Here is a 25367-nt window from a genome sequence, read left to right on the forward strand (position 1 = left end):
CCTCGCCCCGGCTCAGCCGCCGGCTTCCGGGGGCGACGTGTCGGCGCCCAGCAGGGCCAGGAAGGCGGCGGCCGCGGGTGACGGGGTGAACCGGCTCCAGATGAGGCGCTCCACCCGCACCGGCCCGTCCGTGACCGGCACGCTCCGCAGGTCGTGCAGTTCGGCGGCGAACGTCGCGGGGAGCAGGGCGATACCCAGTCCGTGGCGGACCATCCGGGCCATGAGCTCGGCGCTGGACACCTCGAAGGCGACGTCGCGGCGCAGTCCGGCCGCGGCGAACGCCTCGTCCGACTGGGCGCGGGCGGCGCTGCCCTCGGCGAAGTCCACGAAGTCCTCGTCGACGAGCCGGTGGAGGTCCACCTCGCGCTCCCGCGCCAGCGGGTGGCCGGGGGCGACCACGGCGACGTGCCGCCCGTGGGCGAGTTCGCGGTCGCGGACGCCCTGCGGCCGGAATCCCGGCGGTACGCCGAGGAACCCCGCGTCCAGTCTGCCGTCGCGCACCTGCTCGACCATCCGCTCGCTGGAGACGGCCCGCAGGCTGATCCGCACCCGGGGGTAGCGCCGGCGGTACTCCCGCAGCACCGCCGGGAGGTCGACGGCCGTCAGGGTGGGGATCGATCCGACGGCCAGCCGGCCCCGTATCTCGCCGGTGGCCGCCGCCACCTCCGCCCGGGCTCGCTCGGCCGCTTCCAGGGCCTGGCGGGCGGCGGGCAGGAACGCCTCCCCCGCGGCGGTCAGCCGCACCCGGCGACTGGTCCGCTCGAACAGCCGGGCGCCCAATTCCTGCTCCAGCCGGGCCACTTGGTGGCTGAGCGCGGACTGGACGATGTGGCACCGCTCGGCGGCACGGGTGAAGTTCGCGGTCTCCGCCACGGCGAGGACGTAGCGCATCTGCTGGAGGTCCATCCATCCATCGTGAACCACGATGGATAAGGATGACAAACATGTCTTGGACTGATGGATGGGTGCCGGGAGATGCTGAAGTCAACGGCGGGCCACCGCGGTCGGCGACCGGCCGCCGCCGTGTCCCACCGGCGCTCCGGCGCCCCGAACCCGAGGAGTACCCATGCGCGTGATCGCCTTCGACCACCTCGTCCTGAACGTCACCGACATCGAGCGCTCGCTCGCCTTCTACACCGGCCCGCTGGGGCTGGAGCCGGTGCGGGTGGAGGAGTGGCGGGCCGGCAAGGTCCCCTTCCCGTCCGTGCGGGTGAGCCCCACCACCATCATCGACCTCTTCGCGTCCTCCGAGGGGCAGCCGGAAGGGTCCAATGTCGACCACATCTGCCTGGTGGTGGAGCCGCTCGACTGGCAGCAGGTCATCGATTCCGGTGACTTCACGGTGGTGGACGGCCCGGGCAAGCGCTTCGGCGCCCGGGGCACCGCGATCTCCCTCTACGTGCGGGACCCGGACGGCAACACCGTGGAACTGCGCTGGTACCCGCAGGACGCCGCCTGATGTTCGGATTCCTGGTCCGTCACTTCCGTGCCGTCGGGTTCACCCGCGACGCCGTCGGCCACCAACTGGCCGGGGAGGCCCGGTTCGCCGCCCGGCGGCCCGGGGCGGACGGCCTGCTGCCGTACGTCCCGCGGCAGCCCCGCCGTGTTCACGAGCGCGGTGTTCACGAGCGCGTCGGCGGGTGAGCGTCCGGCCCGAGGCGTATGACCACGTGCCCCGAGTCGAGGTCGACCGGCCCCCGCCCGGGGTCGCCGTCCCCGACGTCGTCGAGGCGCATCTCGCGGCGGTCGCGCTCCTCCCTGGTGCGCTTGTGGCCCGGGGCGAACAGTTCCATCAGCGCGTCGAACATCCCAACTCGCCTCCCGCGGGCGGATTTCCGCCCCGGGGGTGCAACGTCCCCGCCGGGCGGGACGGTTCCCCGGGTTGTTTCTGTACCTACTGGTATGTACGCTCGTGATCATGAGCACCTCCGAGCGACTCATCGAGAGCACCCGCGAACTGCTGTGGGAGCGCGGCTACGTCGGCACCAGCCCCAAGGCGATCCAGCAGCGGGCCGGGGCCGGGCAGGGCAGTATGTACCACCACTTCAGCGGCAAACCGGACCTCGCCCTCGCCGCGATCCGGCGCACGGCGGAGGAGATGCGGGCCAAGGCCGAGGAGCAGTTCTCCGGCCCCGGTACGGCCCTGGAGCGGATCTCCGCCTATCTGCTGCGCGAACGGGACGTGTTGAGGGGCTGCCCGGTCGGCCGGCTGACCCAGGACCCGGACGTCGTCGCCGACCCCGCGCTGCGGGCCCCCGTCGACGAGACCTTCGCATGGGTGCGCTCCCGCCTCGCGGAACTCCTCGGGGAGGGGTGCGAACGGGGTGAACTGGATGCCGCGCTCGACCCGGAGGCGACCGCGTCCACCGTCGTGGCGGTCCTCCAGGGCGGCTATGTGCTGGCCCGCGCGGCCGGCTCGTCCGAGCCGTACGAGCAGGCCGTCCAGGGCGTGTTGGGGCTGCTGCGGCAGCAGGCGCGATAAGGAAGCGGCACACATGTACGCGAAGCAGTACGAGATCACCCTGCCCGCCGACTACGACATGGGCATCATCCGCCACCGGGTCGCGACCCGGGGCCATGCCCTGGACGACCGTCCGGGGCTCGGCCTCAAGGCGTACCTCGTCCGCGAGCGGGGAGCGGCCGGTTCGCCGGTCAACCAGTACGCGCCGTTCTATCTGTGGCAGGACATCGGGGCGATGAGCCACTTCCTGGTGGGCGGCGGCGGATTCCAGGGGATCGTCGCGGACTTCGGGCGGCCGGTCGTCCAGCACTGGACGGGTGTCGCTCTTGAGGCCGGACCGGCCCGGGGCGCGGTGCCGCGCGCCGCGTCGCGGCGGCTCACACCGATTCCCGTCGGTGAACCGGGCGACTTGGCCGCGCTGTTCGAGCGCGAGATCGCGGAGTTGGAGGAGCTGTCCGGGAGGGATGGTCTGCATACGGCTGCGCTTGCCTTCGATCCGCGGGGTTGGCAGTTGCTGCGGTTTGCATTGTGGGAGGGGGAGGTTCAGGAGGGGGCGGCGGATCGGTATGAGGTGTTGCATGTGTCGTCGCCGGGGTTGGGGGCGATGGGGGCTGGGCGTCTTTGGTAGTTGCCCCGGTCCCGCCCTTTCACCGTTTCTTCCGGGGCGGAGCCCCGGGGCCCCGGCGGGGGCTGCGCCCCCTGCACCCCTGCTTCCGGGGCTTCGCCCCTGGCCCCCGTTTGTCGCGGCTTCGCCGCTCGTCCTCAAGCGCCGGACGGGCTGGGTTTCGCGCCCGGGCCGGATTCCAAAGCCCGGGCGCGCACTTCAGCCCAGGTGTGCACTTCAGCCTGGGCGCGCACTTCAGCCCGGACGGGCTGGATAGCCTGTCCGGCGTTTGAGGACTCCGCCCGGAGGGCGGATGGGGTCCGGGGTCTCCCCGGAAGAAACGGTGAAAGGGCGGGGCAGGGGCACATACCCAAGCCTGTCCGGCGTTTGAGGACAGCGCCCGCAGGGCGCTTCAGGGGGCCAGGGGGCGCAGCCCCCGGTGGGGCGCAGGGGCGAAGCCCCGCCCACCCGCGCGAAGCGCGGGCCCCCGCGCGCGGCAGCGCGCAGCGGGGTACCGCAGGGGCGCAGCCCCTACGAAAACGGATTAGGGCGGGGCGGGGAGCAACCCCCCTAGTCCCACGAACCCCGCGCCGCCGGCAACGCATCAAGCTCCGCCAAATCCCCCACCCCCAACCGCACCCCCGCCGCCCCCGCATTCTCCGTCGCCCACCGCTCCTTCTTCGTCCCGGGCACCGGTATCACATGCCGCCCCTGCGCCAGCACCCACGCCAGCGCGACCTGCGCCGCCGTCGCGCCGTGCCGGGCGGCAACGCGCCGCAGTCCGGCGACGATCGGCTGGTTCGCGGCCATCATCTCCGCCGTGAAACGCGGATGCCGCGCCCGGATGTCCTCCGGCTCGAACCCCTGCCCAGGGGTCAGCGTCCCGCTGAGGAAACCGTTCCCCAGAGGCATCGCCGCGAGCAGGCCGACGCCCCGGGAGGCGCACCACGGCGCCAGCGCGTCCAGCGCCTCCCGTGACCAGAGCGAGAGTTCGGCCTGCACGGAGCTGACGGGGAAGACCTGCTGCACCCGTTCCAGCTGGCGGATCGTCGCGTCGTAGAGGCCGCCGCGCGAACGGCGGTGCGTGCGGGCGCCGATGGCGCACCAGCCGAGGGCGCGCACCTTTCCGGCGGCGACCAGGTCCGCCATCGCGCCCCAGGTCTCCTCCACGGGGACCTCGGGATCGGGGCGGTGGAGCTGGTAGAGGTCTATGACGTCGGTCCGGAGGCGGCGCAGGGACGCGTCGCAGGCGCGTTTGACATAGCCGGGGCGGCCGTTGGCGACGATGTGCTGATCGCCGACGAGCAGTCCGCACTTCGTCGAGACGAACGCCTCCGAGCGCCGCTCGCGCAACACCCGCCCCACCAGCCGCTCATTGGTGAACGGGCCGTACATGTCCGCCGTGTCCAGGAGGTTCGCACCGGCGTCGAGGGCCGCGTGCACGGCGCGCAGGGCGCCCTCGCCGCCCTGTTGGGAGGCGGTGTACGCCCAGTGCATGGGCATGCACCCGAGGCCGATCGCGCCCACTTCGAGGGCCGTCGCACCGATTGTCCTGCGCTCCACCGGCCGTGCCCTCCCGTTCCCTCCTGCATCGGCGCGCCCCCAACTTAACCTTTGCGGACCGCGGCCCTTCGCCTAGCCTCCGGGCATGACCGCAGTTCACAGCAGCAGCAACGGCAGTAACACCGGTAACCGGCCGCTGGCCTGGCTGCCCTTCCGGCCCGAGGAGATCGATGGTCTCCCGGAGCAGCTCGAGTACGCCTTCTGGGACGGTACGGGGGAGTTCCCCACCGACCCCGCCCGCTGCGCCTTCTACTGCGTCCCCTACGCGGTGACCGGCACGCTGGCCGCCGCCGAGGTGTGCACCCGCCCGCTGCCGCTGATGCGCAACGTCCGTGTGGTGCAGGCGCTGACGGCCGGAGTCGACCACCTGCTCCCCGCCGTGGCCGCGCTGCCGGCCGACGCCGTGCTGTGCAACGCCCGCGGCCTGCACGACGCGAGCACCGCGGAGCTCGCGCTCACGCTGATCCTCGCCTCGCTGCGGGACGTCCCCGGCTTCGTCCGGGCGCAGGACGCGGGGGAGTGGCGGCAGGGCTTCCGCCCGGCGCTCGCCGACAAGTCGGTGCTCATCGTGGGGTACGGCTCGATCGGCCGTGCCGTCGAGGACCGGCTCGAACCCTTCGAGTGCGCGCGGGTGGTGCGCGTCGCGCGCTCGTCACGGCATACGGAGCGCGGTCCCGTGCATCCGGTCGCCGCCCTGCCGGACCTTCTGCCCGACGCCGACGTCGTGGTCGTCGCCACCCCGCTCACCGAGGAGACCCGGGGCCTGATGGACGCCCGTCACCTGTCGCGCATGAAGGACGGGGCCCTGCTCGTCAACATCGCGCGCGGCCCGGTCGTGGACACCGGCGCGCTCCTGGCCGAGTTGGAGAGCGGGCGGCTGCTGGCCGCGCTGGACGTCACCGACCCCGAGCCGCTGCCGCCCGGTCACCCGCTGTGGACGGCTCCCGGCGTTCTCGTCACCCCTCATGTGGGTGGTCCCTCGTCGGCCTTCGCACCGCGCGCCAAGGCGCTGCTCCGCGGCCAACTGGCCGGATTCGCACTGGACGAGCCTCTGCGAAACGTCGTAGCCACTGCCGCCTGAAGCCACGTACAGATACCGTTCGACTGCACTGCGTGTCCATAATCCCGTAGCTAGTTACGCTATGTATATGAGCTATGTCCCTGAGTGACGGGTCTGGTGTATCGTCCGGACCGGGGGCTGCGCCGGGCACCGTACGGCCGCAGCGAAGCACCGGAACTCAAGGGGGGCGACGGGCGATGCACGGCCAATGGACGATCAACCCGACGCGGCTCATCCACACCCGGCTCGTCGCCGACAGCGTGGCGACCCTGCTCCCGCGGCTTCCCCGGGCGGCCGCGCCGGAGGCGTTCCGGGCCCTGCCCGGGACGGCGGAGCGGTGACCGCCCAGGGAGCGGCCCTGCCCCGGCGGCCCGTCCCTGCCGGAGGGCCGGCCGGGGGGCCCGCCGGGGCCTCGGGAGTGGTGTCCCAGCTCCTGCTCGCCGTCGTGTGCGGGGGGTACGCGACGGGGGCCGCCTTCGGCTGGGGCTCGCCCGAGCTCGCCACCACCATGGGCGACTTCGGGCTCAGCGGGGCCGCGGTGCTCGCCGCGGTCTCCTGCTTCTGGTACGCGCGCACCCGCACCACCCGTTTCCGCCCCGCCTGGCTGCTGTTCGCCGTCTCCTCCGGCATGGCCGGCTTCGGCAACGCCGTCTGGGGCTGGTACGAGGTCGTCCTCGGGGCCCGGGTTCCGGCCACCTCCGCGGCCGACTTCGCCTTCCTGCTCTTCGCGCCGCCGGCCATCATCGGCCTGCTGGTCCTCGCCCGGCGCCCGGTCACCCGGGCCGGCTGGGTCTGTCTCGGCCTCGACTCCTGGCTGATCGGCGGCTCGCTGCTCACCCTCTCCTGGAGCCTGGCCCTCGCCCACACCGCGCACTTCGCCGGCGAGACGGTGGCCCACGCCGCCCTCTCCCTGGCGTATCCGCTGCTGGACATCGTGCTGGTCTCCATGGTGCTGGCCCTGCACTTCCGCCGCTCGTCCGCCAACCGCTCCGCGATCAACACCGCGATCGCCGCGCTGGCCCTGACGGTGCTGTGCGACGCCCTGTTCACCTCGCCCCTGCTGCGCGAGAACTACCGCTCCGGCCAGATCCTCGATGCGGGCTGGTTCGCGGGCTACATGCTGATGGCGTACGCGCCCTGGGTCGCCCGCGAGCAGCACGGGACGCCCGCCCCGGTCGTCCGCCCGCAGCGGGCCGTCCGGCCCATCGCCGCCCTCACGCCCTACCTCGCCGCCGCGGTCTGCACGCTGGGCATCCTCTACAACGTCCTGGACGGCCACCACGTCGACCGCGTCGTGCTGTTCACCGGCTGCACGGTCGTCCTGGCCCTCGTCGTCCGCCAGGGCATCATGCTGCTCGACAACATCTCCCTCACCCAGGAACTGGCCCAGCAGGAGAACCACTTCCGCTCCCTGGTCCAGGGCTCCAGCGATGTCATCATGATCGCCGCGCCCACCGGGATACTGCGCTACGTCAGCCCCGCCGCCGCCGGGGTCTACGGCCGCGAGGCCGAGGAGCTCGTCGGCTCCGAACTGGCCTCCCTCATCCACCCCGAGGACCTGGGCCGCGTCGTCCACGAGGTGCGCCGCTTCCTGGCCGCGCCGCCCGCCGACGAGCCCAGCACCCGCATCGAGTGCCGCTTCCGCTCCGGCGACGGCGAGTGGCTCAATGTCGAGTCCACCGTCAACCGGCACCATGGCGGCCTCATCTTCAACAGCCGTGACGTCACCGAACGCGTCCGTCTCCAGGCCCAGTTGCAGCACACCGCCGAGCACGACCCGCTCACCGACCTGCCCAACCGCGCCCTGTTCACTCGGCGCGTCCAGCAGGCCCTGGCCGGCCGGAGAGTGACCGACCCCGGCACCGCCGTGCTCTTCATCGACCTCGACGGCTTCAAGGCCGTCAACGACACCGTCGGCCACCAGGCCGGCGACGAGCTCCTCGTCCAGGCCGCCCGCCGGCTCCAGGAGTCCGTCCGCGCCGGGGACAGCACCGCCCGGTTCGGCGGCGACGAGTTCGCCGCGCTGATCATCGGCGACGGCACCCGCGACCCCGCCGCCCGGGAGTACCGGATCCTGGAGATCGCCGACCGGCTGCGGGTCACCCTCTCCCAGCCCTACGCGGTGGAGGCGGGCACCGAGGTCCGCGTCGCCGCCAGCATCGGCGTCGCCTTCGCCGAACCCGGCATCACCCCGGGCACGTTGATGCGCAACGCCGACCTCGCCATGTACCGCGCCAAGCAGGCGGGAAAGGGGCGCGTCGAGCTCTACGCCCCGCAGATGCAGGCCGACGTGGTGCGCCGCGCCGAGCTCGCCACCCGGCTGCGCACCGCCCTGCACGACGGCGAGTTCGCCCTGCTCCACCAGCCCGTCGTGGAGCTGGCCACCGGCCGGATCACCGCGGTGGCTGCGCAGCCCCGCTGGCGCTCGCCGCAGGGAATCCTGTTCACCCCGGCCGAGTTCCTGCGCGTCGCCGACCTCGACCGCGACGAGGAGAGCACCCGCACCGCCGAACTCGGGCGCTGGACCCTGGAGAAGGCCGTCGAGCAGGCCGCCCAGCGCCGCCGCGCCGGGCACTGCGTCCCGGTCTACGTCCGGCTCTCCGCGGCCCGGCTGATGGACAGCTCCCTGCCGCCCAAGCACCTGGAGTCGCTGCTCCTGCGGCACGGCATGCCGTCCGGCGGCGTCGTCCTGGAGCTGACCGGCGGCGACCCCCGGGTCCCGCTGGAGGAGCTGGAGCGCCGGCTCGTCTCCCTGCGCCGGTTCGGCGCCCGCGTCGCCCTCGACGGCTTCGGCAGCGGCTACGCGGCGATGACCGCGCTGCGCCGGCTGCCCGTCGACGTCCTCCGGCTCGACCGCGAGCTGGTGGACGGCGTGGCCGAATCCGCCCGGCTGCACAAGATCACCGCGGGGCTGCTGAGGATCGCCACGGACCTCGGCGTGCTCTCCGTCGCCGAGGGTGTGGACGACGCGGAGCAGGCCCGGGCCCTGCGCGCCATGGGCTGCACCCATGCCCAGGGCCTGGCGTTCTCCGGCCCGTTGGACGAGCACCGGCTGCGCCATGCGCTCGGCCGCGGCGTCTTCCCGGTGCCCGGCGAGGCCCCGGACGGAGACGGTGCGCGCGGCCCGCTGCCCCCGCTCGGGGGCGGCGGGAAGCGGGTGCTCGTCGGCGGCCCGCTGCCCGGCGGGGGGATGTTCCTGTCGGCGGGGGCGCGGAGCGGAGCCGCGGGGGGCGCGGGGGCGCTCGCACATGCTCCATTGCGCTCAAATAATGAGACGCCCGTCCCACCCACTTGACACCTCGCCCGCGACGGGGAGAGGGTCGGTCCCATGCGCACCCGAATTCTCGTACTTGGACAGCGCGTCGGCTGAAGCAGGCCGTCACCCACCGCCTGCTGATCGCACCGGCGCGCTCCCCTCGCTTGCCTTACGGCACGAGGGGTTTTTTGTTGCACAGACGCCCGCAAACACCGCGAAATCTGCGAAACCCCCGCAGCACCCTCCCCAGAAACCACCGTCAGCCACCACCGTCGAAGCATCCGTCAAGCAGTCCTGAAGCAGTCCTGAAGCAGTCCTCAGGCAGTCGAGTCTCCGAGAAGAGAATGTCGATGACCGAGCAGGCCACCGGGTCCCATCATCCGCAGCCGCGCAGCCGCGGCGGCGCTGCGCAGCAGCAGCCCGCGATCGTCGAGCGCGACGTCACGGGCGCGCAGTCGCTCATCCGCTCGCTGGAGGAGGTCGGGGCCGACACCGTGTTCGGCATTCCGGGCGGGGCGATCCTCCCGGCCTACGACCCGATGCTGGATTCCTCGAAGGTCCGCCACATCCTCGTCCGCCACGAGCAGGGCGCCGGGCACGCCGCCACCGGCTACGCCCAGGCCACCGGCCGCGTCGGGGTGTGCATGGCCACCTCCGGCCCCGGCGCCACCAATCTGGTGACGCCGATCGCCGACGCCCATATGGACTCCGTCCCGCTGGTGGCCATCACCGGCCAGGTGTCGTCCAAGTCGATCGGTACGGACGCCTTCCAGGAGGCGGACATCTGCGGCATCACCATGCCGATCACCAAGCACAACTGGCTGGTCACCGACGCGTCGGAGATCCCGCGGACGATCGCCGAGGCGTTCCACGTCGCCTCCACCGGCCGCCCCGGGCCGGTCCTGGTCGACATCGCCAAGGACGCCCTCCAGGCGAGGACCACGTTCGTCTGGCCGCCCCACACCGACCTGCCCGGCTACCGGCCCGTCACCAAGCCGCACGCCAAGCAGATCCGCGAGGCCGCCAAGCTGATCACCCAGGCCAGGCGGCCGGTGCTCTACGTCGGCGGCGGGGTGCTCAAGGCCCGTGCCACCGCCGTGCTCAAGGTCTTCGCCGAGCTGACCGGCGCCCCCGTCACCACCACCCTGATGGCGCTCGGCGCCTTCCCCGACAGCCACCCCCAGCACGTCGGCATGCCGGGCATGCACGGTTCGGTCGCCGCCGTCACCGCCCTGCAGAAGTCGGACCTGATCGTGGCGCTGGGCGCCCGCTTCGACGACCGCGTCACCGGCCGGCTGGACTCCTTCGCGCCGAACGCCAAGGTCGTCCACGCCGACATCGACCCGGCCGAGATCGGCAAGAACCGCGCCGCGGACGTGCCGATCGTCGGGGATGCCCGGGAGGTCCTCGCCGATCTGATCGTCGCGGTCCAGGCCGAGCACACGGCCGGCCACGTCGGCGACCACACCGCGTGGTGGGCCGACATCGACCGCTGGCGCCGTACCTACCCGCTGGGCTACGGCCACCCCGACGACGGCAGCCTCGCCCCGCAGCAGGTCATCCAGCGGATCGGCGAACTCGCCCCGGAGGGAACGGTGTTCGCCGCCGGAGTCGGCCAGCACCAGATGTGGGCCGCCCACTTCATCGGCTACGAGAAGCCGGGCACCTGGCTCAACTCCGGCGGCGCGGGCACCATGGGCTACGCCGTCCCGGCCGCCATGGGCGCCAAGGTCGGGGTGCCGGACCGCACGGTGTGGGCGATCGACGGCGACGGCTGCTTCCAGATGACCAACCAGGAGCTGGTCACCTGCGCGCTCAACAACATCCCCGTCAAGGTCGCCGTCATCAACAACGGCGCGCTGGGCATGGTCCGTCAGTGGCAGACGCTCTTCTACAACGAGCGCTACTCCAACACCGTGCTCCACTCCGGCCCCGCTGTGTTCAATGGTGGCTCCGCCACGGCCAACGGCAAGGAGCCCTGCTCCGGCACCCGCGTCCCCGACTTCGTCAAACTGGCCGAGGCGATGGGCTGCGTCGGGCTCCGCTGCGAGGACCCGGCCGAGCTCGACGCCGTCATCGAGCAGGCGAACGCCATCAACGACCGCCCGGTGGTGGTGGACTTCATCGTCCACCAGGACGCCATGGTCTGGCCGATGGTGGCCGCCGGCACCTCCAACGACGAGATCCTCGCCGCCCGCGGGGTCCGCCCCGACTTCGACGACGTCGTCGACGACTGACCGGGAGAACCGTTCATGACCAAGCACACGCTCTCCGTCCTGGTGGAGAACACCCCCGGCATCCTGGCCCGGATCGCCGCCCTGTTCTCCCGCCGCGGCTTCAACATCGACTCGTTGGCGGTCGGCGTCACCGAGCACCCCGACATCTCGCGCATCACGATCGTCGTCAACGTCGAGTCGCTGCCGCTGGAGCAGGTCACCAAGCAGCTCAACAAGCTCGTCAACGTGCTGAAGATCGTCGAGTTGGAGGACAACACGGCGGTCCAGCGCGAGCTCGTCCTGGTGAAGGTGCGCGCCGACAACGAGACGCGCTCGCAGATCGTCGAGATCGTCAAGCTGTTCCGTGCGAAGACGGTGGACGTCTCCCCGGAGGCGATCACCATCGAGGCGACGGGGGGCGGGGACAAGCTCGGCGCGATGCTGAAGATGCTGGAGCCGTTCGGCATCAAGGAGCTGGTGCAGTCCGGGACGATCGCGATCGGGCGCGGCGCGCGCTCGATCACGGACCGCAGCCTGCGGGCGCTGGAGCGGTCGGCGTAGCCGGGCGGTTTTTGGTCCCCCACCCCGCCCTTTCACCGTTTCCTCCGGGGCTCCGCCCCTCGGCCCGCATCGCCCTTCGGGCGATGTCCTCAAACGCCGGACAGGCTGAATCAGCCCGTCTGGGGGTTGCCCCCTCCGGGGAGCTTGAGGACGAACGCGGCGCAGCCGCGTTGCCCCGCGCGGCAGCGTGCAAGAAACGGTGAAAGGGCGGGCCAGGGGCAAGCCCCCTCCCGACTCCGTCCCGCACCCGACCGAATACCGAGACCCAACGACCAACCCCGTCCCACCCGTCATACGGTGGGACACACAACCCGTACACGAGGAGACAATTCACGTGGCTGCCGAGCTGTTCTACGACAACGACGCCGACCTGTCCATCATCCAGCGCCGCAAGGTCGCCGTCCTCGGCTACGGCAGCCAGGGTCACGCCCACGCGCTGTCGTTGCGTGACTCCGGCGTCGACGTCCGCGTGGGTCTGCACGAGGGGTCGAAGTCGAAGCAGAAGGCCGAGGAGCAGGGGCTGCGCGTCGTCATCCCGGCCGAGGCCGCGGCCGAGGCCGACGTCATCATGATCCTCGTCCCGGACCCGATCCAGGCCGAGGTCTACGAGAAGGACGTCAAGGAGCACCTCAAGGACGGCGACGCGCTGTTCTTCGGTCACGGCTTCAACATCCGCTTCGGCTTCATCAAGCCCCCGGCCGGCGTGGACGTCTGCATGGTCGCCCCGAAGGGCCCCGGCCACCTGGTCCGCCGTCAGTACGAGGAGGGCCGCGGCGTCCCGTGCATCGCCGCCGTCGAGCAGGACGCCTCCGGCAACGCCTTCGCGCTCGCCCTCTCCTACGCCAAGGCCATCGGCGGCACCCGCGCGGGCGTCATCAAGACGACCTTCACCGAGGAGACCGAGACCGACCTCTTCGGCGAGCAGGCCGTGCTCTGCGGCGGTGCCAGCGCCCTGGTCAAGGCCGGCTTCGAGACCCTGGTCGAGGCCGGTTACCAGCCGGAGATCGCCTACTTCGAGTGCCTCCACGAGCTCAAGCTGATCGTGGACCTGATGTACGAGGGCGGCCTGGAGAAGATGCGCTGGTCGGTCTCCGAGACCGCCGAGTGGGGCGACTACGTCACCGGCCCGCGCATCGTCAACGACGGGACCAAGGCCGAGATGAAGAAGGTCCTCGGCGAGATCCAGGACGGCACCTTCGCCGAGAACTGGATGAAGGAGTACAAGTCCGGTCTGCCCAAGTACAACGAGTACAAGAAGGCCGACCAGGACCACCTGCTGGAGACCACCGGCAAGCGGCTGCGGAAGCTGATGAGCTGGGTCGACGACAACGAGTGAGGCGGCTCCGGGCGGCGGGGGGCGTGCACCGGCGCGTCCCCCGCCGCCCGTTGTCCATCGTGTCCCGGCCCGTGGGGGTGATCCTGACGAAACGGCGCAGGACGTCCGCGGGCCCGCGGCTAGACTGCCGCACAACGAAAGCGCGTCAGGCTCACAGCGTCGTGCGTCTCCACGCGGCTGCGCCCCTTCACCGCCTGCGGCCGTCGGGACGGCCGTCGTCCCCCGTTGCCTTAACGGCACGGGAGGTACCCCCATGGACCAGTGAGGAAGACCCCGTGAGCACTGCTTCGACCCGCAAGCCCGTCGTACTCATCGCCGAAGAGCTCTCGCCCGCCACCGTCGACGCCCTGGGCCCGGACTTCGAGATCCGGCACTGCAACGGCGCGGACCGTGCCGAGCTGCTGTCCGCCGTCACCGATGTGGACGCCGTCCTGGTGCGCTCCGCCACCCGGATCGACGCGGAGGCGGTCGCCGCCGCCAAGCGGCTGCGGGTCGTCGCCCGCGCCGGTGTCGGCCTCGACAACGTGGACGTCGCCGCCGCCACCAAGGCCGGTGTCATGGTCGTCAACGCCCCGACGTCCAATATCGTCACCGCCGCCGAGCTCGCCTGCGGCCTGCTCATCGCCACCGCCCGCAACATCCCGCAGGCCAACTCCGCGCTGAAGAACGGCGAATGGAAGCGGTCGAAGTACACCGGCGTGGAGCTCTCGGAGAAGACGCTCGGCGTGGTGGGCCTGGGCCGCATCGGGGTGCTGGTCGCCCAGCGGATGTCGGCGTTCGGGATGAAGATCGTCGCCTACGACCCGTACGTCCAGCCCGCGCGCGCCGCGCAGATGGGCGTCAAGCTCGTCTCGCTCGACGAGCTGCTGGAGACGGCCGACTTCATCACCGTCCACCTGCCCAAGACCCCCGAGACGATCGGTCTCATCGGCGACGAGGCGCTGCACAAGGTGAAGCCCTCGGTCCGCATCGTCAACGCCGCCCGCGGCGGCATCGTGGACGAGGAGGCGCTCGCCGCGGCCCTCAAGGAGGGCCGGGTGGCCGGCGCCGGCCTGGACGTGTACGCGACCGAGCCCTGCACGGACTCGCCCCTCTTCGAGTTCGACAACGTCGTGGCCACCCCGCACCTGGGCGCCTCCACCGGCGAGGCCCAGGAGAAGGCCGGTATCGCCGTCGCCAAGTCCGTGCGCCTCGCGCTCGCCGGCGAGCTGGTGCCGGACGCGGTCAACGTCCAGGGCGGAGTGATCGCGGAGGACGTCAAGCCGGCCCTGCCGCTGGCCGAGAAGCTGGGCCGGATCTTCACCGCGCTGGCCGGCGAGGTCGCGGTCCGCCTCGACGTCGAGGTGTACGGCGAGCTCACCCAGCACGACGTCAAGGTGCTCGAACTCTCCGCGCTCAAGGGCGTGTTCGAGGACGTCGTGGACGAGACGGTCTCCTATGTGAACGCCCCCCTCTTCGCCCAGGAGCGCGGTGTCGAGGTGCGGCTCACCACGGGCTCGGAGTCCTCGGAGCACCGCAACGTCGTCACGGTGCGCGGCACCCTCTCGGGCGGCGACGAGGTCTCCATCTCGGGCACCCTGGCCGGCCCCAAGCACTTCCAGAAGATCGTCGCCGTCGGTGAGAACGGGGTGGACCTGGCCCTCGCCGACCACATGGCCTTCCTGCGCTACGTCGACCGCCCCGGTGTCGTCGGCGCGCTGGGCCGCATCCTCGGCGAGGCGGGGATCAACATCGCGGGCATGCAGGTCTCGCGCTCGGCCGAGGGCGGTGCGGCGCTGGTGGCGCTGACCGTGGACGAGTCGATCCCGGCGCCGGTGCTGGCCGAGATCGCGGAGGAGATCGGCGCGGCATCGGCCCGCGCGGTGAACCTGGCCGACTGAGTCCCGCCCGACCTGCGGAGAGGCCCGGCCGTCGTGCCGGGCTTTTTCGTGCCCTCGTTTAGTTGTACGATTCCAATGATTGGGATTTTGCAACTGTTGCTCTCCCGGGAGGTTGGCGTGACACCCGACCGCCGTTGGCTCGTCCTCGGCATCTGCTGCTCGGCCCTGTTGCTGGTCAGCCTCGACAACACGATCCTCAACGTGGCCCTGCCGTCGCTGCGGACGGATCTCCACGCCTCGGTCTCCGGGCTGCAGTGGACGCTCGACGCGTATGTCGTCGTGCTGGCCTCGCTGTTGATGCTGTCCGGCTCGATGGCCGACCGGTTCGGCCGCCGCCGGGTGTTCCTCACCGGGCTGGTGATGTTCACCGCCGGGTCGACGCTGTGCAGCCTGGCGCCGGGGCTCGGCTGGCTGATCGCCTTCCGAGCGGTGCAGGCCGTCGGCGGTTCGATGCTCAGCCCCGTCGCGATGTCGATCGTCACCAACGTCTTCACCGATCCCAAGGAGCGCGCCCGGGCCATCGGGATCTGGGGCGGGGTCGTGGGCATCAGCATGGCGGCCGGGCCCATCGTGGGCGGTGCGCTGGTGGGATCGGTCGGCTGGCGCTCGGTGTTCTGGATCAACGTGCCCGTGGGGCTGGGGGCGTTGGCGCTGACGCTGCGGTACGTCCCCGAGTCCCGTGCCCCGAAGCCGCGCCGCTTCGACCCGGCCGGACAGCTGCTGATGATCCTGTTCCTCGGCTCGCTGACCTACGGGATCATCGAGGGCGCGGCGGCGTTCTTCGGGATCGCGGCGGCCGCTCTCGTCGCGCTGCTCGCCGTCGGGATCCGGCGGGACGAACCCCTCGTGGAACCACGGCTGTTCCGCAGCGTTCCGCTGGCCGGGGCGACGCTCACGGCGGTGTGCACCTTCGCGGCGCTGGCCGGGTTCCTCTTCCTGACCATGCTCCAGCTCCAGGAGCGGCGCGGGCTCTCCGCGCTGGCGGCGGGGGTGCACCTGCTGCCCATGGCCGTCATGTGCCTGGTGCTCGCCCCGGTGTCGGGCCGGCTGGTGGGGACGCGGGGGCCCCGGCTACCGCTCGTCCTGGCCGGGGTGGCGCTGACGGCGAGCGGCGTGCTGTTCGCGGTGTTCCGCGCCGAGTCCTCCGACCCGCTGCTGTTCACCGCGTTCGTGCTCTTCGGGGCCGGGTTCGGGCTGGTCAACGCGCCGATCACCAATACGGCGGTGTCCGGTCTGCCGCGCTCCCGGGCCGGGGTGGCGGCGGCACTGGCCTCCACCAGCCGGCAGGTCGGTACGTCGCTCGGGGTCGCGGTCGTGGGCGCGCACGTCGGGGCCGCGGGCTGGTGGATCATCACCGGCTGCGGAGCGGCCGTCCTCGCCCTCGGTACGATCACCACCGGCCGCTGGGCCGCACGGACCGCCGAACGGGCGGCGGCCCGCCTCGACTGCGACGGCTGTGATCAGGCCAGGGTTCCGGTGACGACGACATGAGTACGAAGGACGAGACGGCGCGCCGGGCGTGGGGCGGTCTGCGCGAGGTCGTCCTCGGCGGCAACGAGCGGCGCAAGGAGGTCGTCGAGGCGCTCGGCATGAGCTTCTTCCGGGTGAAGGCGCTGCGGCGGATCGCGAAGGGGGCTTTGACGCTGCGGGAGTTGGCGGAGTCGCTGGCGACCGACCGTCCGTACACGACGCTCGTCGTCGACGATCTGGCGCGGCGGGGGCTCGTCGTACGGTCCGAGAACCCGGCGGACCGGCGGTCGAAGATCGTGTCGGTGACGGAGGAGGGGCGGTGTGCGGCGGAGCGGGCGGAGGCGATTCTGGGGACTCCGCCGGCGGCGTTGTTGGCGTTGCCGGAGGGGGAGTTGGTGGAGTTGGAGCGGATTGTGGGGCGGATGGTGGGGCGGCGGCGGGGGGAGGGGTAGTTTTCCCCGCCCCGCCCTTTCGCCGTTTCCGCAGGGGCTGCGCCCCTGCGGGACCCTGCGTGCGCGCTGCCGCGCTCTGCGGGGCGGGTTGGGTGTGCCCCGGTCCCGCCCTTTCACCGTTTCTTCCGGGGAGACCCCGGACCCCGTCCGCCCTTCGGGCGGAGTCCTCAAACGCCGGACGGGCTGGATGGCGCACCGGGCCGAAACGGCGCGCCCGCTCCTGCAAATTCGGCCTGAGCGTGCGATCCGGCCCGGGCGTGCACTTCAGCCCGTCTGGGGGTTGCCCCCCTCCGGGGAGTTTGAGGACGAGCGGCGGAGCCGCGATGCCGGGGGCCAGGGACGGAGCCCCGGAAGCGGGGGTGCAGGGGGCGAGGAGGCGGAGCCCCCGAAGGAACGGGGGAATAGAGACAGGATCCCAGTCCTGACCTGTGTCGCACTCGCCCCACTACCGTCGATGACGACTGCGGAACGCGAAGAAGCCCCCGCCTGAGCCCTGGCGGGAGCCGGATGCCTGCCTTGGCCGCTAACCGTCCTCACCTGACGAGGGAGCGGCCGAGGCAGGTGTCTACGGGGCGTTCCTCACTCCATCAGGACGGCTCGCCAGAACCGATGGATGATCTCGCGGTAGCCGGTGTGGGAGGGGTTGCGTCCGACGTGCCGGAAAGCCCAGTCTCGCACTTCTTCGAAATCCTCGTTGGCTCCGGAGATGGCGCCGCAGGTGGTGCACTCCAGCTCATGGATGATGCCGGGGGCTTCTGGGGCCGTTTCAGGGGTGATGGTCCAGTCGGCGAACCGGATCACGGTGTGTGCGCTCATTTTCCCTCCCCTTCTTCGGCGTTCGTGGCTTCTACCTTGTCGTTCAGGACCTCTTCCATGGTCGCCCGGCGGACCTCGGTGGGCTTGGCGTCCCATTCCAACCCGCCTCTGATGCGGCGGAGTTGGAGGCATCCGCGCTGGCGGGCCATGACTTCGCCGATCTTGTTCCGTTCGAGGTCTGCGACGTACGAGCCGATCACGGGGAGGTTGGTCATCGGTCCGCCTCTCCGGCCTGGGGCTGGCGGACGATGTTGAGGCCCTGGGGCTCGTTCACGGCGGGGACGCTGGGGCGGAACCGGCAGACCTGCACGCATCCGCAGAGGAGTTGGCGCTCCTGGGGCCATGCCTGGGGCGTGGGGGTGGCGGGCGGGGTCGGCATGGCTGGGGGGCTTACGGGAATCTCCGGGCCGATGTCGAGGAAGAGGGCGTCCCTGAGCCACCGGAGTCCTCGGGAGATAGAGTTGAGCATGTCGGCGCTCCTATCCAGCGTTGGCCACGCCCCCGGACCGGTCGCACGGCCGCGGGGGTCTGCTGCGTTCCTGCGCCCTGCCAGCGGGTGTCGCAACGGAGGGACGTTCAGCAACGAGCCGTGGGTAAGGCGTAGTTGAACCACGAGCAGAGTGACCTACGCGACAACTGGTTGGCAAGCGAGACGCCGAAACTGGCAATTTTGCCAACCCAACGAGTGATCCGTCTGTGCGAGCATGCTCGGGCAGCACGGTCTGAACAGCGGTAGCGACGGGAGGTGGCGCGGGATGGCAGTACCAACCGTGCGGCGTCGGCGACTTGGCGCTGAATTGCGGCGCTTGCGCGAAGAGTCCGGCTTGACCCTGGACGAGGTTGAGGCCCGGTCAGGGATCAGCACCTCAAAAGTGTCAAGGATCGAGAGCGCAACGCGGGGCGCCAAGCCTGGCGACGTGGAGCGGCTCCTCGATGTCTACGGGCTCACCGATGACGGCGCTCGTGACCTCTTACTCAAGATGGCGCGGGACGGAGGTCGGCGAGGATGGTGGCAGACGTACGACCTGTCTCCCGCGTACTCAGATCTGATCAGCATGGAGTCGGACGCCTCATCGGTGCGCACCTACGAGCCGCTGGTGATTCCTGGCCTCTTTCAAACCTCCGCATATGCACGTGCGGTGATCACCGCACACAGCATGACAGCCTCAGTCGAAGACGTAGACGCGCTTGTTGAGGTGCGAGTGGCGCGGCAGGCCGTACTGACGAAGCCGGACCCATTGCGGCTTCGAGCGATCATCCACGAAGCGGCATTGCTGGCAAGTGTTCCGGGAACGGGAGTCATGCGGGATCAACTCCAGCGCTTGCTGGATGTTGCCGCGTACCCGCATGTAACCATCCAGGTTCTCCCCCTGGATGCGGAGCTACATCCGGGCGGAACTGGCGGGTTCACGGCCCTCGGGTTCGAGCAGCCTGGCATGGAGGTGGTCCTGTTGGAGAATCTGGAAAGCAGCCTCTACGTGGAGGAACCCGCGAACGTGGCACGCTACGCGGAAGCGTTCGAGCGGCTTACGGCCGCAGCACTTCCATTCGAGAGATCACTTTCCCTCATCGCTCGATTGAAGGAACAGGAAAAGTGAGCAAGCATATCCATACACCTCCCAATGTGGGCACTGGATGGTTTAAGTCCAGCTATAGCGCAAGCAACAGTAATTGCGTTGAAATGAGTGCATTCATACCAAACGTAGACATAGCGATACGTGATAGCAAAGAGCCGCGACGCCCCTTCCTGTGTGTCACAGAGGGGGCATGGAGTCGGTTCATATCGGAACTGAAGGCGGAACCTTTCACCGCCTAGCCGCCGCTCCCGGGAAATGGATCACAACCGCTCTCCATGTTCGCTGTCGGGACGGGGGCGAGCGCCGCGTGAGCGGTGTCGGGGCGCTCGCGCGGGACGAGCTCGGCGAGGGCCTGCCGGGCGCGGCTCTGGACGTATGCGTTGTTGGCCTGCTGGGCGAGTTCCGCGGCCTTGATCAGCAGCGGGTGCGCGTTCTCGGCAGTACCGAGGCGGGCGTGGGCTTCGCCCAGATCCGTCAGGATGTATGCCATGCCGAGAGTGTCGCCAACGGCTTGGGCCTGCTGAAACGCCGAGCCAAAGGCGGAGGTGGCGGCAACAAGGTCGGCTTCGCGGACGAAGATCCGTGCTAGGTCGCAGTGGGCTTCGGCCTGTCCCCGCCGGTCATCGCTCTGCTCGTAGAGCATGAGCGCGCGGCGCAGTGACTCCTTGGCCGATGTGAGCTCATCAAGGTGTGTCTGTGCCCGGCCGAGATTCAGCCATAGGTTGGCGCAGGTGCGCCTGTTGGCCGGCCGCAGGGCGAAGCCGCGTTCACAGGCCGCCTTGGCGGCCGTCGGGTCACCCTGTATTCGGCACGCATCGCTGATCAAGGCCATGACGGCCGCCTGGCCTTCGGTATCGCCGAGGCGGCTGAAGATTTCCGCCGACCGGCACAGGTGGGTTTCGGCTTCGCGGTAGTCGCGGAGGACCAGCGCGCGATAGCCGAGCGAGTGCAGCAGAGCGGCCTCGCCGTAGCTGATGCCCACTGCGGCCAGCGCGTGCGCGTGTGTGGTGTGCCACAGGTCGAAGTAGCCACCGGCTTCCAGAGCTGTCTGCGGTGCGACCGCGAGTTCCCAACAGGCTTCATACAGGCCCGCCTCAGCCGCCCGTTGCACCATCTGGGAGATGCGCGGCAAGCGTGCCACGAACCACTCGGTGGCCGAGCCCGTGATCTGCGGCGGTGCGTCCATCGGCGTCCACCGGGCAGTGCCGCCGGTCAAGGCGCGCTCTTGGGGCCCGTGCATCGCGGTGTAGGCAGCGTCGGTCAGGGCCAGCTGGGCGCCGAAGGCACGGTTCAGCTCGACGCGGAGCTCGGCTGGATCGCCATCGGCCATCGCCCGCTCACGCGCATAGGCCAAGACCAGGTCATGGAGTCGGCAGTGGACGTAGGGGAAGTTGAGGAGCCCCGAAGTTTCCGGACAGGCATCCAATAGGGTTGTCCTGAACAGGAAACGAGGAAGAAGAAGTGGCGCCACCCAGCAAGTACACCCCGGAGTTCCGGGAAGAAGCCGTCCAGATCGCGTTGCAGTCGAGCAAGACCGTCACCGAGGTAGGGCGTGAACTCGGAATCAACCCGGAGACGCTCCGCGGCTGGGTGAAGAAGCATAAGCGGCGCAACGAGCCGACGGCCGATGCACCATTGGCGCTTGACGAACGGGCCCGTCTGAAGGAAGCGGAACGGCGCGTCCGTGAGCTTGAGATGGAGAACGCGTTCCTGAAAAAAGCCGCAGCGTACTTCGCGAGGGATCCCCGGTAGCCAGCAAGTTCGAGTTCATCGAAACGATGCGACTCGACACCGAGGAGTACGCCTACACAGTCGAGTTCATGTGCCAGCGGCTCGGCGTGTCCAAATCTGGCTACTACGACTGGCGCTCGCGCTCCGATTCCGCGACGGCGAAACGCCGCGAGGAACTGAAGACGCTCATCCGGAAGGTATTCGAGATGTCGGACAGCACATACGGGTACCGGCGCGTGCATGCCCAGCTGGCCCGCTGGGGCGTGGCCGCCGGCCTGGAGCTGGTCCGCCAGCTGATGCGGGTCCTGGGCCTGGTGACCTGCCAGCCGAAGCCGAAGAGGTTCGGCCTGACCCGGCCCGCGGCCGGCGCGTTGCCCGACCTCGTCGGCCGCGACTTCACCGCCGATGCCCCCGGCGAAAAGCTCGTCGGCGATATCACTTACATCAAAACCGGTGAAGGATGGCTCTATCTGGCGACGGTCATCGACTGCTGCACCAAGGAAGTCATCGGATACGCAATGGACGACCACTACCAGACACCTCTGATATCCCGGGCCATACGCAACGCCGCCCGCAACCGGAAGCTGGCCGCGGGAGCCATATTCCACTCGGATCGCGGCAGCAACTACATGTCAGCCGAGTACGCGGGCGTCCTCTCAGGGCTCGGACTGCGGCAATCAGCCGGCCGCACCGGAATCTGCTTCGATAATGCTATCGCCGAATCGTTCTTCGGCACACTGAAAAACGAGCGAGCATCACGCGTAACTTACCTGACCCGTGAAGCTGCCCGACAGGACATCACCCGGTACATCGAATTCTGGTACAATCACAAACGCCTTCACTCGGCAGTGGGATACCGGCCTCCCCGTGAAGTCCATGCCGAATACCAGAAGTTGCGATCCGTCGCGTAAGAGACCGTCAGACGCTTGTCCGGAGAACTCGCGGCGCCTCAAGTCCCCGTGACGGTCAGCAGATGGGCTGCGGCAAGTTCGTCCAGCAGAGGGGTGACCTCGCCGACAGTGCTGTCCGCAAGGGCAGCCGCGGTCCAAGCGCTGGTCTCTCCGACGCCGAGATTGCCGATCGCCCGCATGAGGGCCCGGCCACCCGGGGAGAGGAGTTGATAGCCAAGTTCGAAGCAGGTGCGGACGTCGCGGCCGTCAACGCTGAGCACCGAAAGCCGCTGGTCGATGTCCGCAAGCCGACCTACAAGGTAGGGCAAATCCCAGTGGCGGTGGGTGGCGAGTCTGGCGCAAGCCAGGTCCAGGGCCAAGGGCATGCCCCCGCACAGCTTGATCAGCCGTTTGAGCACGCCGGGTGTGCCGTTGCGGTCGACGCCGACCCGATTTCTGATCAACTCGCCGGCCTCGTCCTGGTCCAGCGGGCCGAGCATGATGTGCCCACCGCCGAGGCCGGGCATCGGGTTGCGGCTCGTCACGATCACCGCGCAGCCGGGCTCTCCAGGAAGCAACGGCACCACCTGTGCCGTGGTGGCGGCGTCGTCGAGCACGATGAGCAGCCTCTTGCCGGCAACGGCCGCCCGGAACACCTCGGCCTTGGCGTCAACCGTCGCCGGCATCTCGGAAATGCCGATGAACGTGAGGAATCGAGCGAGGACGTCCCCCGCGCTCGCGGGTGGCAGCTGCGAGCCGGACAGATGGGCGTACAGCTGGCCATCTGGATAGTCAGCCCTCATGCGATGGGCGGCCTCGGTGGCCAGGGTGGTCTTGCCATAGCCTCCCGGCCCGCTGAGGACGGCGATCGGCAGGTGTCCCTCAGCATCCGCGGTCAACGCCCGCTGTATGAGAGCCAGCTGATCGGCGCGGCCGATCATCCCATGGGGGCGGGCCGGTAGGTTGGCCGGGGCCCTGGCCGGACCGGCTGCCGGGACCGGCTCGGGTCCAACCGCCGTGGACGCGACCGGTGTCTCCGAAGCCGATTCCTGTAGCTCCAATCACTGGCGACACCTCCGAGGAGTGCGCCGAGGCGCTGGACGCAGCCGAGCGTGCCGTGAGTCTCGTAGCGGGCAGTTGAGCCGTGGGCAGGCAACCTATGGCTGCGGACCAGATCGCAGCGGTCGGCGCGGCAGCTACCTGGCGAGCGGCGCCACGGACGGTCAAGGCCGTGATCGCCGGGGTGTTCGTGAACCGGCTCGGCGGCTTTCTCCAGGCATTCCTGGTGCTGTACCTGGTACACGACGGGTACGACGCCGGGCAGGCCGGCATCGCGCTCGGCGCAAACGGCGTCGGCGCGATCGCCGGCATCCTGCTAGGCAGCTGGCTGGTGGACCGCATCGGAGCCCGCCGGGCGATCACCGGGTCAATGGCATCAACAGCCCTGCTCACCGCTGGCGTTCCGGCGGTGACATCGTTCCCCGTCCTGCTCATCATCGTGACCGCGCTCGGTGCCACCAGCCAGATCTACCGGCCTGTGTCCGCTCAACTGGTGAGCGCAGGGGTGCCGGAGCAGCGGCATGTGATGGCTTTCGCCCTGTACCGCATGGCGCAAAACCTGGGAACAACGGCCGCACCGCTGCTCGGATCCCTACTGGCAGCGATGTCCTACCAGGTGTTGTTCTGGGGTGAGGCTATTGCCGCGCTGATGTGTGCCGTCATCTGCCAGCAGTCCCTACCCGCCGACCCGCCGCGCGCAGCTCGAACTTCCCACGCCCCGGGTGCACATGGTGGATACCTGACCGTGCTGCGCGACATCCGGTACCTGGGCTTCCTCGTAGGCATGCTGGCCTACTCTGCGGTCTACATCCAGTACGTCTCCGTCCTGCCGTTGGCCGTCCAAGATGCCGGCTGGCCCACCATGGTGTACGGAGTCATGGTCGCGATCAACGGATTCATGGTGATCACGTGCGAGCTCGCTGTCACCAGAAAAGTGCAGCACTGGCCACGGCGGTTGGGCGCGGCGTGCGGCGTGGTTCTGGTCGCCGCTGGGCTGTCCGCCTATTCCCTTCGGCTGGGGGTCGTGGGCTTCGCCCTGGCCACGGTGGTCTGGTCACTCGGCGAAGTCGTCGGCTCTCCAACGATGGTCGCGTACCCCGCGCAGGCGGGCTCCACCGAGCTCGTCGGCAGGTACCTCGGCGCATCACAAGCCATGTTCGGTGTAGGGACCGCAATCGGCCCCGTGATCGGAGTCGCGCTGTGGCAGGGCCTGCGAGGTACGGCTTGGCTCGTGTTCGGCGGGGTCGCCCTGGCCGCTGCGGCCGCCATCGCGTCGGGCATGCGAGGCAACCGGACTCAGACACCAGAGCCGCCCCTCTCCGGGGCATCAGCAGGTGAGGACGATCATGGCAGAGCAGGAACTGACGACGGCCCCGCCCTCACCAGGTGATCAGGCAAGCGACACTCCCCTTCTTGGCCGCGCTGCTCCTGACTCACTCGGCCATACGCAGAAGGCGTGGCTGCATGACTGCTACAACCAGGCTTGAACCTTGACCAGTTGCGATTGGAGAAGCATGGAGAACGCACCGACTTCGCCCCCACCCGCTGCCGCGATCCTCGCCGCCGCTGGGGTGGCCTACAACGTGCACCAGCACGTGGAGATCCGCACCGGCGCGGACATCCGGACCCGCACCGGCTTCACAGAGGAGAACATCCAGAACTCGCTGAAGACGGTGGCGTTCACCGTCGGTCTCGACCGCCTTGTATTGGCGGTCGTTCCGGGCCCGGCTCGCATCCGCTACGGTCGGCTCGCGTCTGTCCTGGGAGTGTCGCGCTCTGCCCTGAAATCTGCCGACGAGGTGGCCTTGCAGAGGCTGAACATGGAACGCGGCGGGGTCGGCCCTGTCTGCGACGCTCCGGACGTCACTGTAGTCTTCGACGCCATGGTGCCTCAGATGGGCACCGTGCTGTGCGGGAGTGGCCAGCCGCATTGCACCGTAGAGGCGAAAGCGTCTGACATTGTGCGGATCCCGTCGAATGCCATGGTCGCCGACATCACTTCTCCCTGAGAGGTGTAGAGGGCAGGCCGACGTGTACTGGCGATGACGGCGGTCCGCTGATGCACTCGCACGGTGGCACTTACCAAGTCCTCGGTGTTCTCTCCGGGGCCTTTGGCGCCAGCGGGGCTGAGAGCGCCGCGAACCACTACACGCGCATGTCTTCCCCCGTCCCCGGGATCCGTCAGTATGTGCGCGATCTACCGGAAGTGGTGGCGGGGCGTTCCGTGGGCGGGTAAGTCGTGGCGGCTGCGTGGCGAGGTGAGGCTGCTGCCCCGCTCCAGGCGGAGTGGGGCAGCAGCGTGTCATGGGGCAGGCGGGCAGAACGGCAGCATGTTGTCGTATTGATCCGAAACGGTAGGTGCTCTGGGGCGTCGATTCCTTCGAGAGTGAACTGGCGGGGGATGCACGGCGGTTGCCGCCGTAGACGCTGGAGGT

Annotated in this window: 27 protein-coding genes; 19 read left to right on the top strand and 8 right to left on the bottom strand. The window is 69.9% G+C overall.

The genetic code is table 11. The features are described from left to right. Positions 1-12: 12 nt before the first annotated feature. Entirely contained in the window at positions 13-906 is an 894-nt protein-coding gene (locus AB8735_RS26370) for a LysR family transcriptional regulator (RefSeq protein ID WP_372409802.1), read from the bottom strand. Positions 907-1066: 160 nt separating this feature from the next. Between AB8735_RS26370 and AB8735_RS26375 the strand changes: the two genes are divergently transcribed. Together AB8735_RS26375 and AB8735_RS26380 are read left to right on the top strand one after the other, a co-directional pair. After that, positions 1067-1459 carry a VOC family protein gene (locus tag AB8735_RS26375; RefSeq protein ID WP_372409804.1) on the top strand — a complete coding sequence of 131 codons (393 nt, stop codon included), beginning with the start codon at positions 1067-1069 and terminating at the stop codon, positions 1457-1459. Then, positions 1459-1644: a hypothetical protein gene (locus AB8735_RS26380; RefSeq protein ID WP_372409806.1), complete on the top strand. Its 186-nt coding sequence runs from the start codon at positions 1459-1461 to the stop codon at positions 1642-1644. Before AB8735_RS26375 ends, AB8735_RS26380 begins: the two co-directional genes overlap by 1 nt. Here the strand turns inward: AB8735_RS26380 and AB8735_RS26385 are convergent. After that, positions 1623-1808, bottom strand: a complete 186-nt coding sequence (locus tag AB8735_RS26385; RefSeq protein ID WP_372409808.1) for a DUF6191 domain-containing protein — start codon at positions 1806-1808, stop codon at positions 1623-1625. The genes AB8735_RS26380 and AB8735_RS26385 overlap by 22 nt on opposite strands. 110 nt (positions 1809-1918) lie before the next feature. Here AB8735_RS26385 and AB8735_RS26390 point away from each other — a divergent pair, with 110 nt between their 5' ends. Next, positions 1919-2482, top strand: coding sequence for a TetR/AcrR family transcriptional regulator (locus AB8735_RS26390; RefSeq protein WP_372409810.1), 564 nt, complete (start codon positions 1919-1921; stop codon positions 2480-2482). A 13-nt stretch (positions 2483-2495) separates the two neighbouring features. Next, positions 2496-3089 carry a DUF4865 family protein gene (locus AB8735_RS26395; RefSeq protein WP_344019546.1) on the top strand — a complete coding sequence of 198 codons (594 nt, stop codon included), beginning with the start codon at positions 2496-2498 and terminating at the stop codon, positions 3087-3089. 546 nt (positions 3090-3635) lie between these two features. On the opposite strand, the gene AB8735_RS26400 is transcribed toward AB8735_RS26395, so the two are convergent. Beyond that, positions 3636-4628, bottom strand: a complete 993-nt coding sequence (locus AB8735_RS26400; RefSeq protein WP_372409812.1) for an aldo/keto reductase — start codon at positions 4626-4628, stop codon at positions 3636-3638. Positions 4629-4713: 85 nt separating this feature from the next. On the opposite strand from AB8735_RS26400, the gene AB8735_RS26405 reads away from it, so the two are divergent. The 9 genes from AB8735_RS26405 (at position 4714) to AB8735_RS26445 (ending at position 16859) form a co-directional block, all read left to right on the top strand. Beyond that, complete coding sequence (locus tag AB8735_RS26405; RefSeq protein WP_372409813.1) at positions 4714-5709, top strand: 2-hydroxyacid dehydrogenase; 996 nt, start codon at positions 4714-4716, stop codon at positions 5707-5709. Positions 5710-5885: 176 nt separating this feature from the next. Continuing rightward, positions 5886-6029 carry a hypothetical protein gene (locus AB8735_RS26410; protein ID WP_344019552.1) on the top strand — a complete coding sequence of 48 codons (144 nt, stop codon included), beginning with the start codon at positions 5886-5888 and terminating at the stop codon, positions 6027-6029. After that, positions 6026-8983: a putative bifunctional diguanylate cyclase/phosphodiesterase gene (locus AB8735_RS26415; protein WP_372409815.1), complete on the top strand. Its 2958-nt coding sequence runs from the start codon at positions 6026-6028 to the stop codon at positions 8981-8983. Before AB8735_RS26410 ends, AB8735_RS26415 begins: the two co-directional genes overlap by 4 nt. Positions 8984-9294: 311 nt before the next feature. Next, entirely contained in the window at positions 9295-11181 is a 1887-nt protein-coding gene (locus AB8735_RS26420; RefSeq protein ID WP_372409816.1) for an acetolactate synthase large subunit, read from the top strand. 15 nt (positions 11182-11196) lie between these two features. Next, entirely contained in the window at positions 11197-11721 is a 525-nt protein-coding gene (gene ilvN / locus AB8735_RS26425) for an acetolactate synthase small subunit (protein ID WP_344019556.1), read from the top strand. A gap of 334 nt (positions 11722-12055) precedes the next feature. Further along, positions 12056-13057, top strand: a complete 1002-nt coding sequence (ilvC, locus tag AB8735_RS26430) for a ketol-acid reductoisomerase (RefSeq protein WP_372409818.1) — start codon at positions 12056-12058, stop codon at positions 13055-13057. Positions 13058-13332: 275 nt separating this feature from the next. After that, positions 13333-14937: a phosphoglycerate dehydrogenase gene (serA, locus tag AB8735_RS26435; RefSeq protein ID WP_372409820.1), complete on the top strand. Its 1605-nt coding sequence runs from the start codon at positions 13333-13335 to the stop codon at positions 14935-14937. Positions 14938-15054: 117 nt separating this feature from the next. Continuing rightward, a complete protein-coding gene (locus AB8735_RS26440; RefSeq protein ID WP_372409822.1) occupies positions 15055-16428 on the top strand; it encodes an MFS transporter in 1374 nt (457 codons plus the stop codon). Continuing rightward, positions 16425-16859 carry a MarR family winged helix-turn-helix transcriptional regulator gene (locus tag AB8735_RS26445; RefSeq protein ID WP_372409824.1) on the top strand — a complete coding sequence of 145 codons (435 nt, stop codon included), beginning with the start codon at positions 16425-16427 and terminating at the stop codon, positions 16857-16859. The genes AB8735_RS26440 and AB8735_RS26445 overlap by 4 nt, the downstream gene beginning before the upstream one ends. Before the next feature lie 579 nt (positions 16860-17438). Here the strand turns inward: AB8735_RS26445 and AB8735_RS26450 are convergent. The 3 genes from AB8735_RS26450 to AB8735_RS26460 are packed head-to-tail and all read right to left on the bottom strand — an operon-like array spanning position 17439 to position 18144. Beyond that, positions 17439-17675 carry a hypothetical protein gene (locus tag AB8735_RS26450; protein ID WP_372409825.1) on the bottom strand — a complete coding sequence of 79 codons (237 nt, stop codon included), beginning with the start codon at positions 17673-17675 and terminating at the stop codon, positions 17439-17441. Then, positions 17672-17890 (bottom strand): hypothetical protein, encoded by a 219-nt coding sequence (locus tag AB8735_RS26455; protein WP_372409827.1) that lies wholly within the window; start codon positions 17888-17890, stop codon positions 17672-17674. Before AB8735_RS26455 ends, AB8735_RS26450 begins: the two co-directional genes overlap by 4 nt. Further along, on the bottom strand, positions 17887-18144 hold the full coding sequence (locus AB8735_RS26460) for a hypothetical protein (RefSeq protein WP_372409829.1): 258 nt from the start codon (positions 18142-18144) through the stop codon (positions 17887-17889). Before AB8735_RS26460 ends, AB8735_RS26455 begins: the two co-directional genes overlap by 4 nt. A 286-nt stretch (positions 18145-18430) precedes the next feature. Here AB8735_RS26460 and AB8735_RS26465 point away from each other — a divergent pair, with 286 nt between their 5' ends. Next, positions 18431-19273, top strand: coding sequence for a helix-turn-helix domain-containing protein (locus AB8735_RS26465; RefSeq protein ID WP_372409830.1), 843 nt, complete (start codon positions 18431-18433; stop codon positions 19271-19273). 26 nt (positions 19274-19299) lie between these two features. Beyond that, a complete protein-coding gene (locus AB8735_RS26470) occupies positions 19300-19491 on the top strand; it encodes a DUF397 domain-containing protein (protein WP_372411918.1) in 192 nt (63 codons plus the stop codon). Here the strand turns inward: AB8735_RS26470 and AB8735_RS26475 are convergent. Beyond that, positions 19488-20723 (bottom strand): hypothetical protein, encoded by a 1236-nt coding sequence (locus AB8735_RS26475; RefSeq protein WP_372409831.1) that lies wholly within the window; start codon positions 20721-20723, stop codon positions 19488-19490. The genes AB8735_RS26470 and AB8735_RS26475 overlap by 4 nt on opposite strands. On the opposite strand from AB8735_RS26475, the gene AB8735_RS26480 reads away from it, so the two are divergent. Next, positions 20714-21894 (top strand): IS3 family transposase gene (locus AB8735_RS26480; protein WP_372409833.1). Its coding sequence is split into 2 segments (ribosomal slippage): positions 20714-20978 and positions 20978-21894, totalling 1182 coding nucleotides; the frame shifts between segments, so codons are not numbered across the junction. The two genes, AB8735_RS26475 and AB8735_RS26480, sit on opposite strands and share 10 nt — an antisense overlap. Positions 21895-21932: 38 nt before the next feature. Here AB8735_RS26480 and AB8735_RS26485 read toward each other — a convergent pair. After that, positions 21933-22814, bottom strand: coding sequence for an NB-ARC domain-containing protein (locus tag AB8735_RS26485; protein ID WP_372409834.1), 882 nt, complete (start codon positions 22812-22814; stop codon positions 21933-21935). A 218-nt stretch (positions 22815-23032) separates the two neighbouring features. Here AB8735_RS26485 and AB8735_RS26490 point away from each other — a divergent pair, with 218 nt between their 5' ends. The 3 genes from AB8735_RS26490 (at position 23033) to AB8735_RS26500 (ending at position 25168) form a co-directional block, all read left to right on the top strand. Next, positions 23033-24322 carry an MFS transporter gene (locus AB8735_RS26490; protein ID WP_372409836.1) on the top strand — a complete coding sequence of 430 codons (1290 nt, stop codon included), beginning with the start codon at positions 23033-23035 and terminating at the stop codon, positions 24320-24322. Between the two features lie 124 nt (positions 24323-24446). After that, the gene (locus tag AB8735_RS26495) at positions 24447-24941 is read left to right on the top strand and encodes a YbaK/EbsC family protein (RefSeq protein ID WP_372409837.1); all 495 of its coding nucleotides are present in this window, start codon (positions 24447-24449) and stop codon (positions 24939-24941) included. After that, complete coding sequence (locus tag AB8735_RS26500) at positions 24938-25168, top strand: trypsin-like serine protease (protein ID WP_372411919.1); 231 nt, start codon at positions 24938-24940, stop codon at positions 25166-25168. Before AB8735_RS26495 ends, AB8735_RS26500 begins: the two co-directional genes overlap by 4 nt. Positions 25169-25367: the final 199 nt, after the last annotated feature.

Origin of the sequence: Streptomyces luteireticuli (genome assembly GCF_041519305.1) — a bacterium.
GTDB classification, from domain to species: Bacteria; Actinomycetota; Actinomycetes; order Streptomycetales; family Streptomycetaceae; genus Streptomyces; species Streptomyces luteireticuli.

Bases quoted from the DNA above. Each gene is read 5' to 3' on its own strand.
- AB8735_RS26410 (WP_344019552.1), top strand. From the start codon at position 5,886: ATGCACGGCCAATGGACGATCAACCCGACGCGGCTCATCCACACCCGG.
- AB8735_RS26445 (WP_372409824.1), top strand. From the start codon at position 16,425: ATGAGTACGAAGGACGAGACGGCGCGCCGGGCGTGGGGCGGTCTGCGC.
- AB8735_RS26490 (WP_372409836.1), top strand. From the start codon at position 23,033: ATGGCTGCGGACCAGATCGCAGCGGTCGGCGCGGCAGCTACCTGGCGA.
- AB8735_RS26420 (WP_372409816.1), top strand. From the start codon at position 9,295: ATGACCGAGCAGGCCACCGGGTCCCATCATCCGCAGCCGCGCAGCCGC.
- AB8735_RS26485 (WP_372409834.1), bottom strand. From the start codon at position 22,814: ATGATCGGCCGCGCCGATCAGCTGGCTCTCATACAGCGGGCGTTGACC.
- AB8735_RS26455 (WP_372409827.1), bottom strand. From the start codon at position 17,890: ATGACCAACCTCCCCGTGATCGGCTCGTACGTCGCAGACCTCGAACGG.
- AB8735_RS26390 (WP_372409810.1), top strand. From the start codon at position 1,919: ATGAGCACCTCCGAGCGACTCATCGAGAGCACCCGCGAACTGCTGTGG.
- AB8735_RS26460 (WP_372409829.1), bottom strand. From the start codon at position 18,144: ATGCTCAACTCTATCTCCCGAGGACTCCGGTGGCTCAGGGACGCCCTC.
- AB8735_RS26380 (WP_372409806.1), top strand. From the start codon at position 1,459: ATGTTCGGATTCCTGGTCCGTCACTTCCGTGCCGTCGGGTTCACCCGC.
- AB8735_RS26395 (WP_344019546.1), top strand. From the start codon at position 2,496: ATGTACGCGAAGCAGTACGAGATCACCCTGCCCGCCGACTACGACATG.
- AB8735_RS26405 (WP_372409813.1), top strand. From the start codon at position 4,714: ATGACCGCAGTTCACAGCAGCAGCAACGGCAGTAACACCGGTAACCGG.
- ilvN (WP_344019556.1), top strand. From the start codon at position 11,197: ATGACCAAGCACACGCTCTCCGTCCTGGTGGAGAACACCCCCGGCATC.
- AB8735_RS26375 (WP_372409804.1), top strand. From the start codon at position 1,067: ATGCGCGTGATCGCCTTCGACCACCTCGTCCTGAACGTCACCGACATC.
- AB8735_RS26495 (WP_372409837.1), top strand. From the start codon at position 24,447: ATGGAGAACGCACCGACTTCGCCCCCACCCGCTGCCGCGATCCTCGCC.
- AB8735_RS26370 (WP_372409802.1), bottom strand. From the start codon at position 906: ATGGACCTCCAGCAGATGCGCTACGTCCTCGCCGTGGCGGAGACCGCG.
- AB8735_RS26450 (WP_372409825.1), bottom strand. From the start codon at position 17,675: ATGAGCGCACACACCGTGATCCGGTTCGCCGACTGGACCATCACCCCT.
- AB8735_RS26465 (WP_372409830.1), top strand. From the start codon at position 18,431: ATGGCAGTACCAACCGTGCGGCGTCGGCGACTTGGCGCTGAATTGCGG.
- AB8735_RS26385 (WP_372409808.1), bottom strand. From the start codon at position 1,808: ATGTTCGACGCGCTGATGGAACTGTTCGCCCCGGGCCACAAGCGCACC.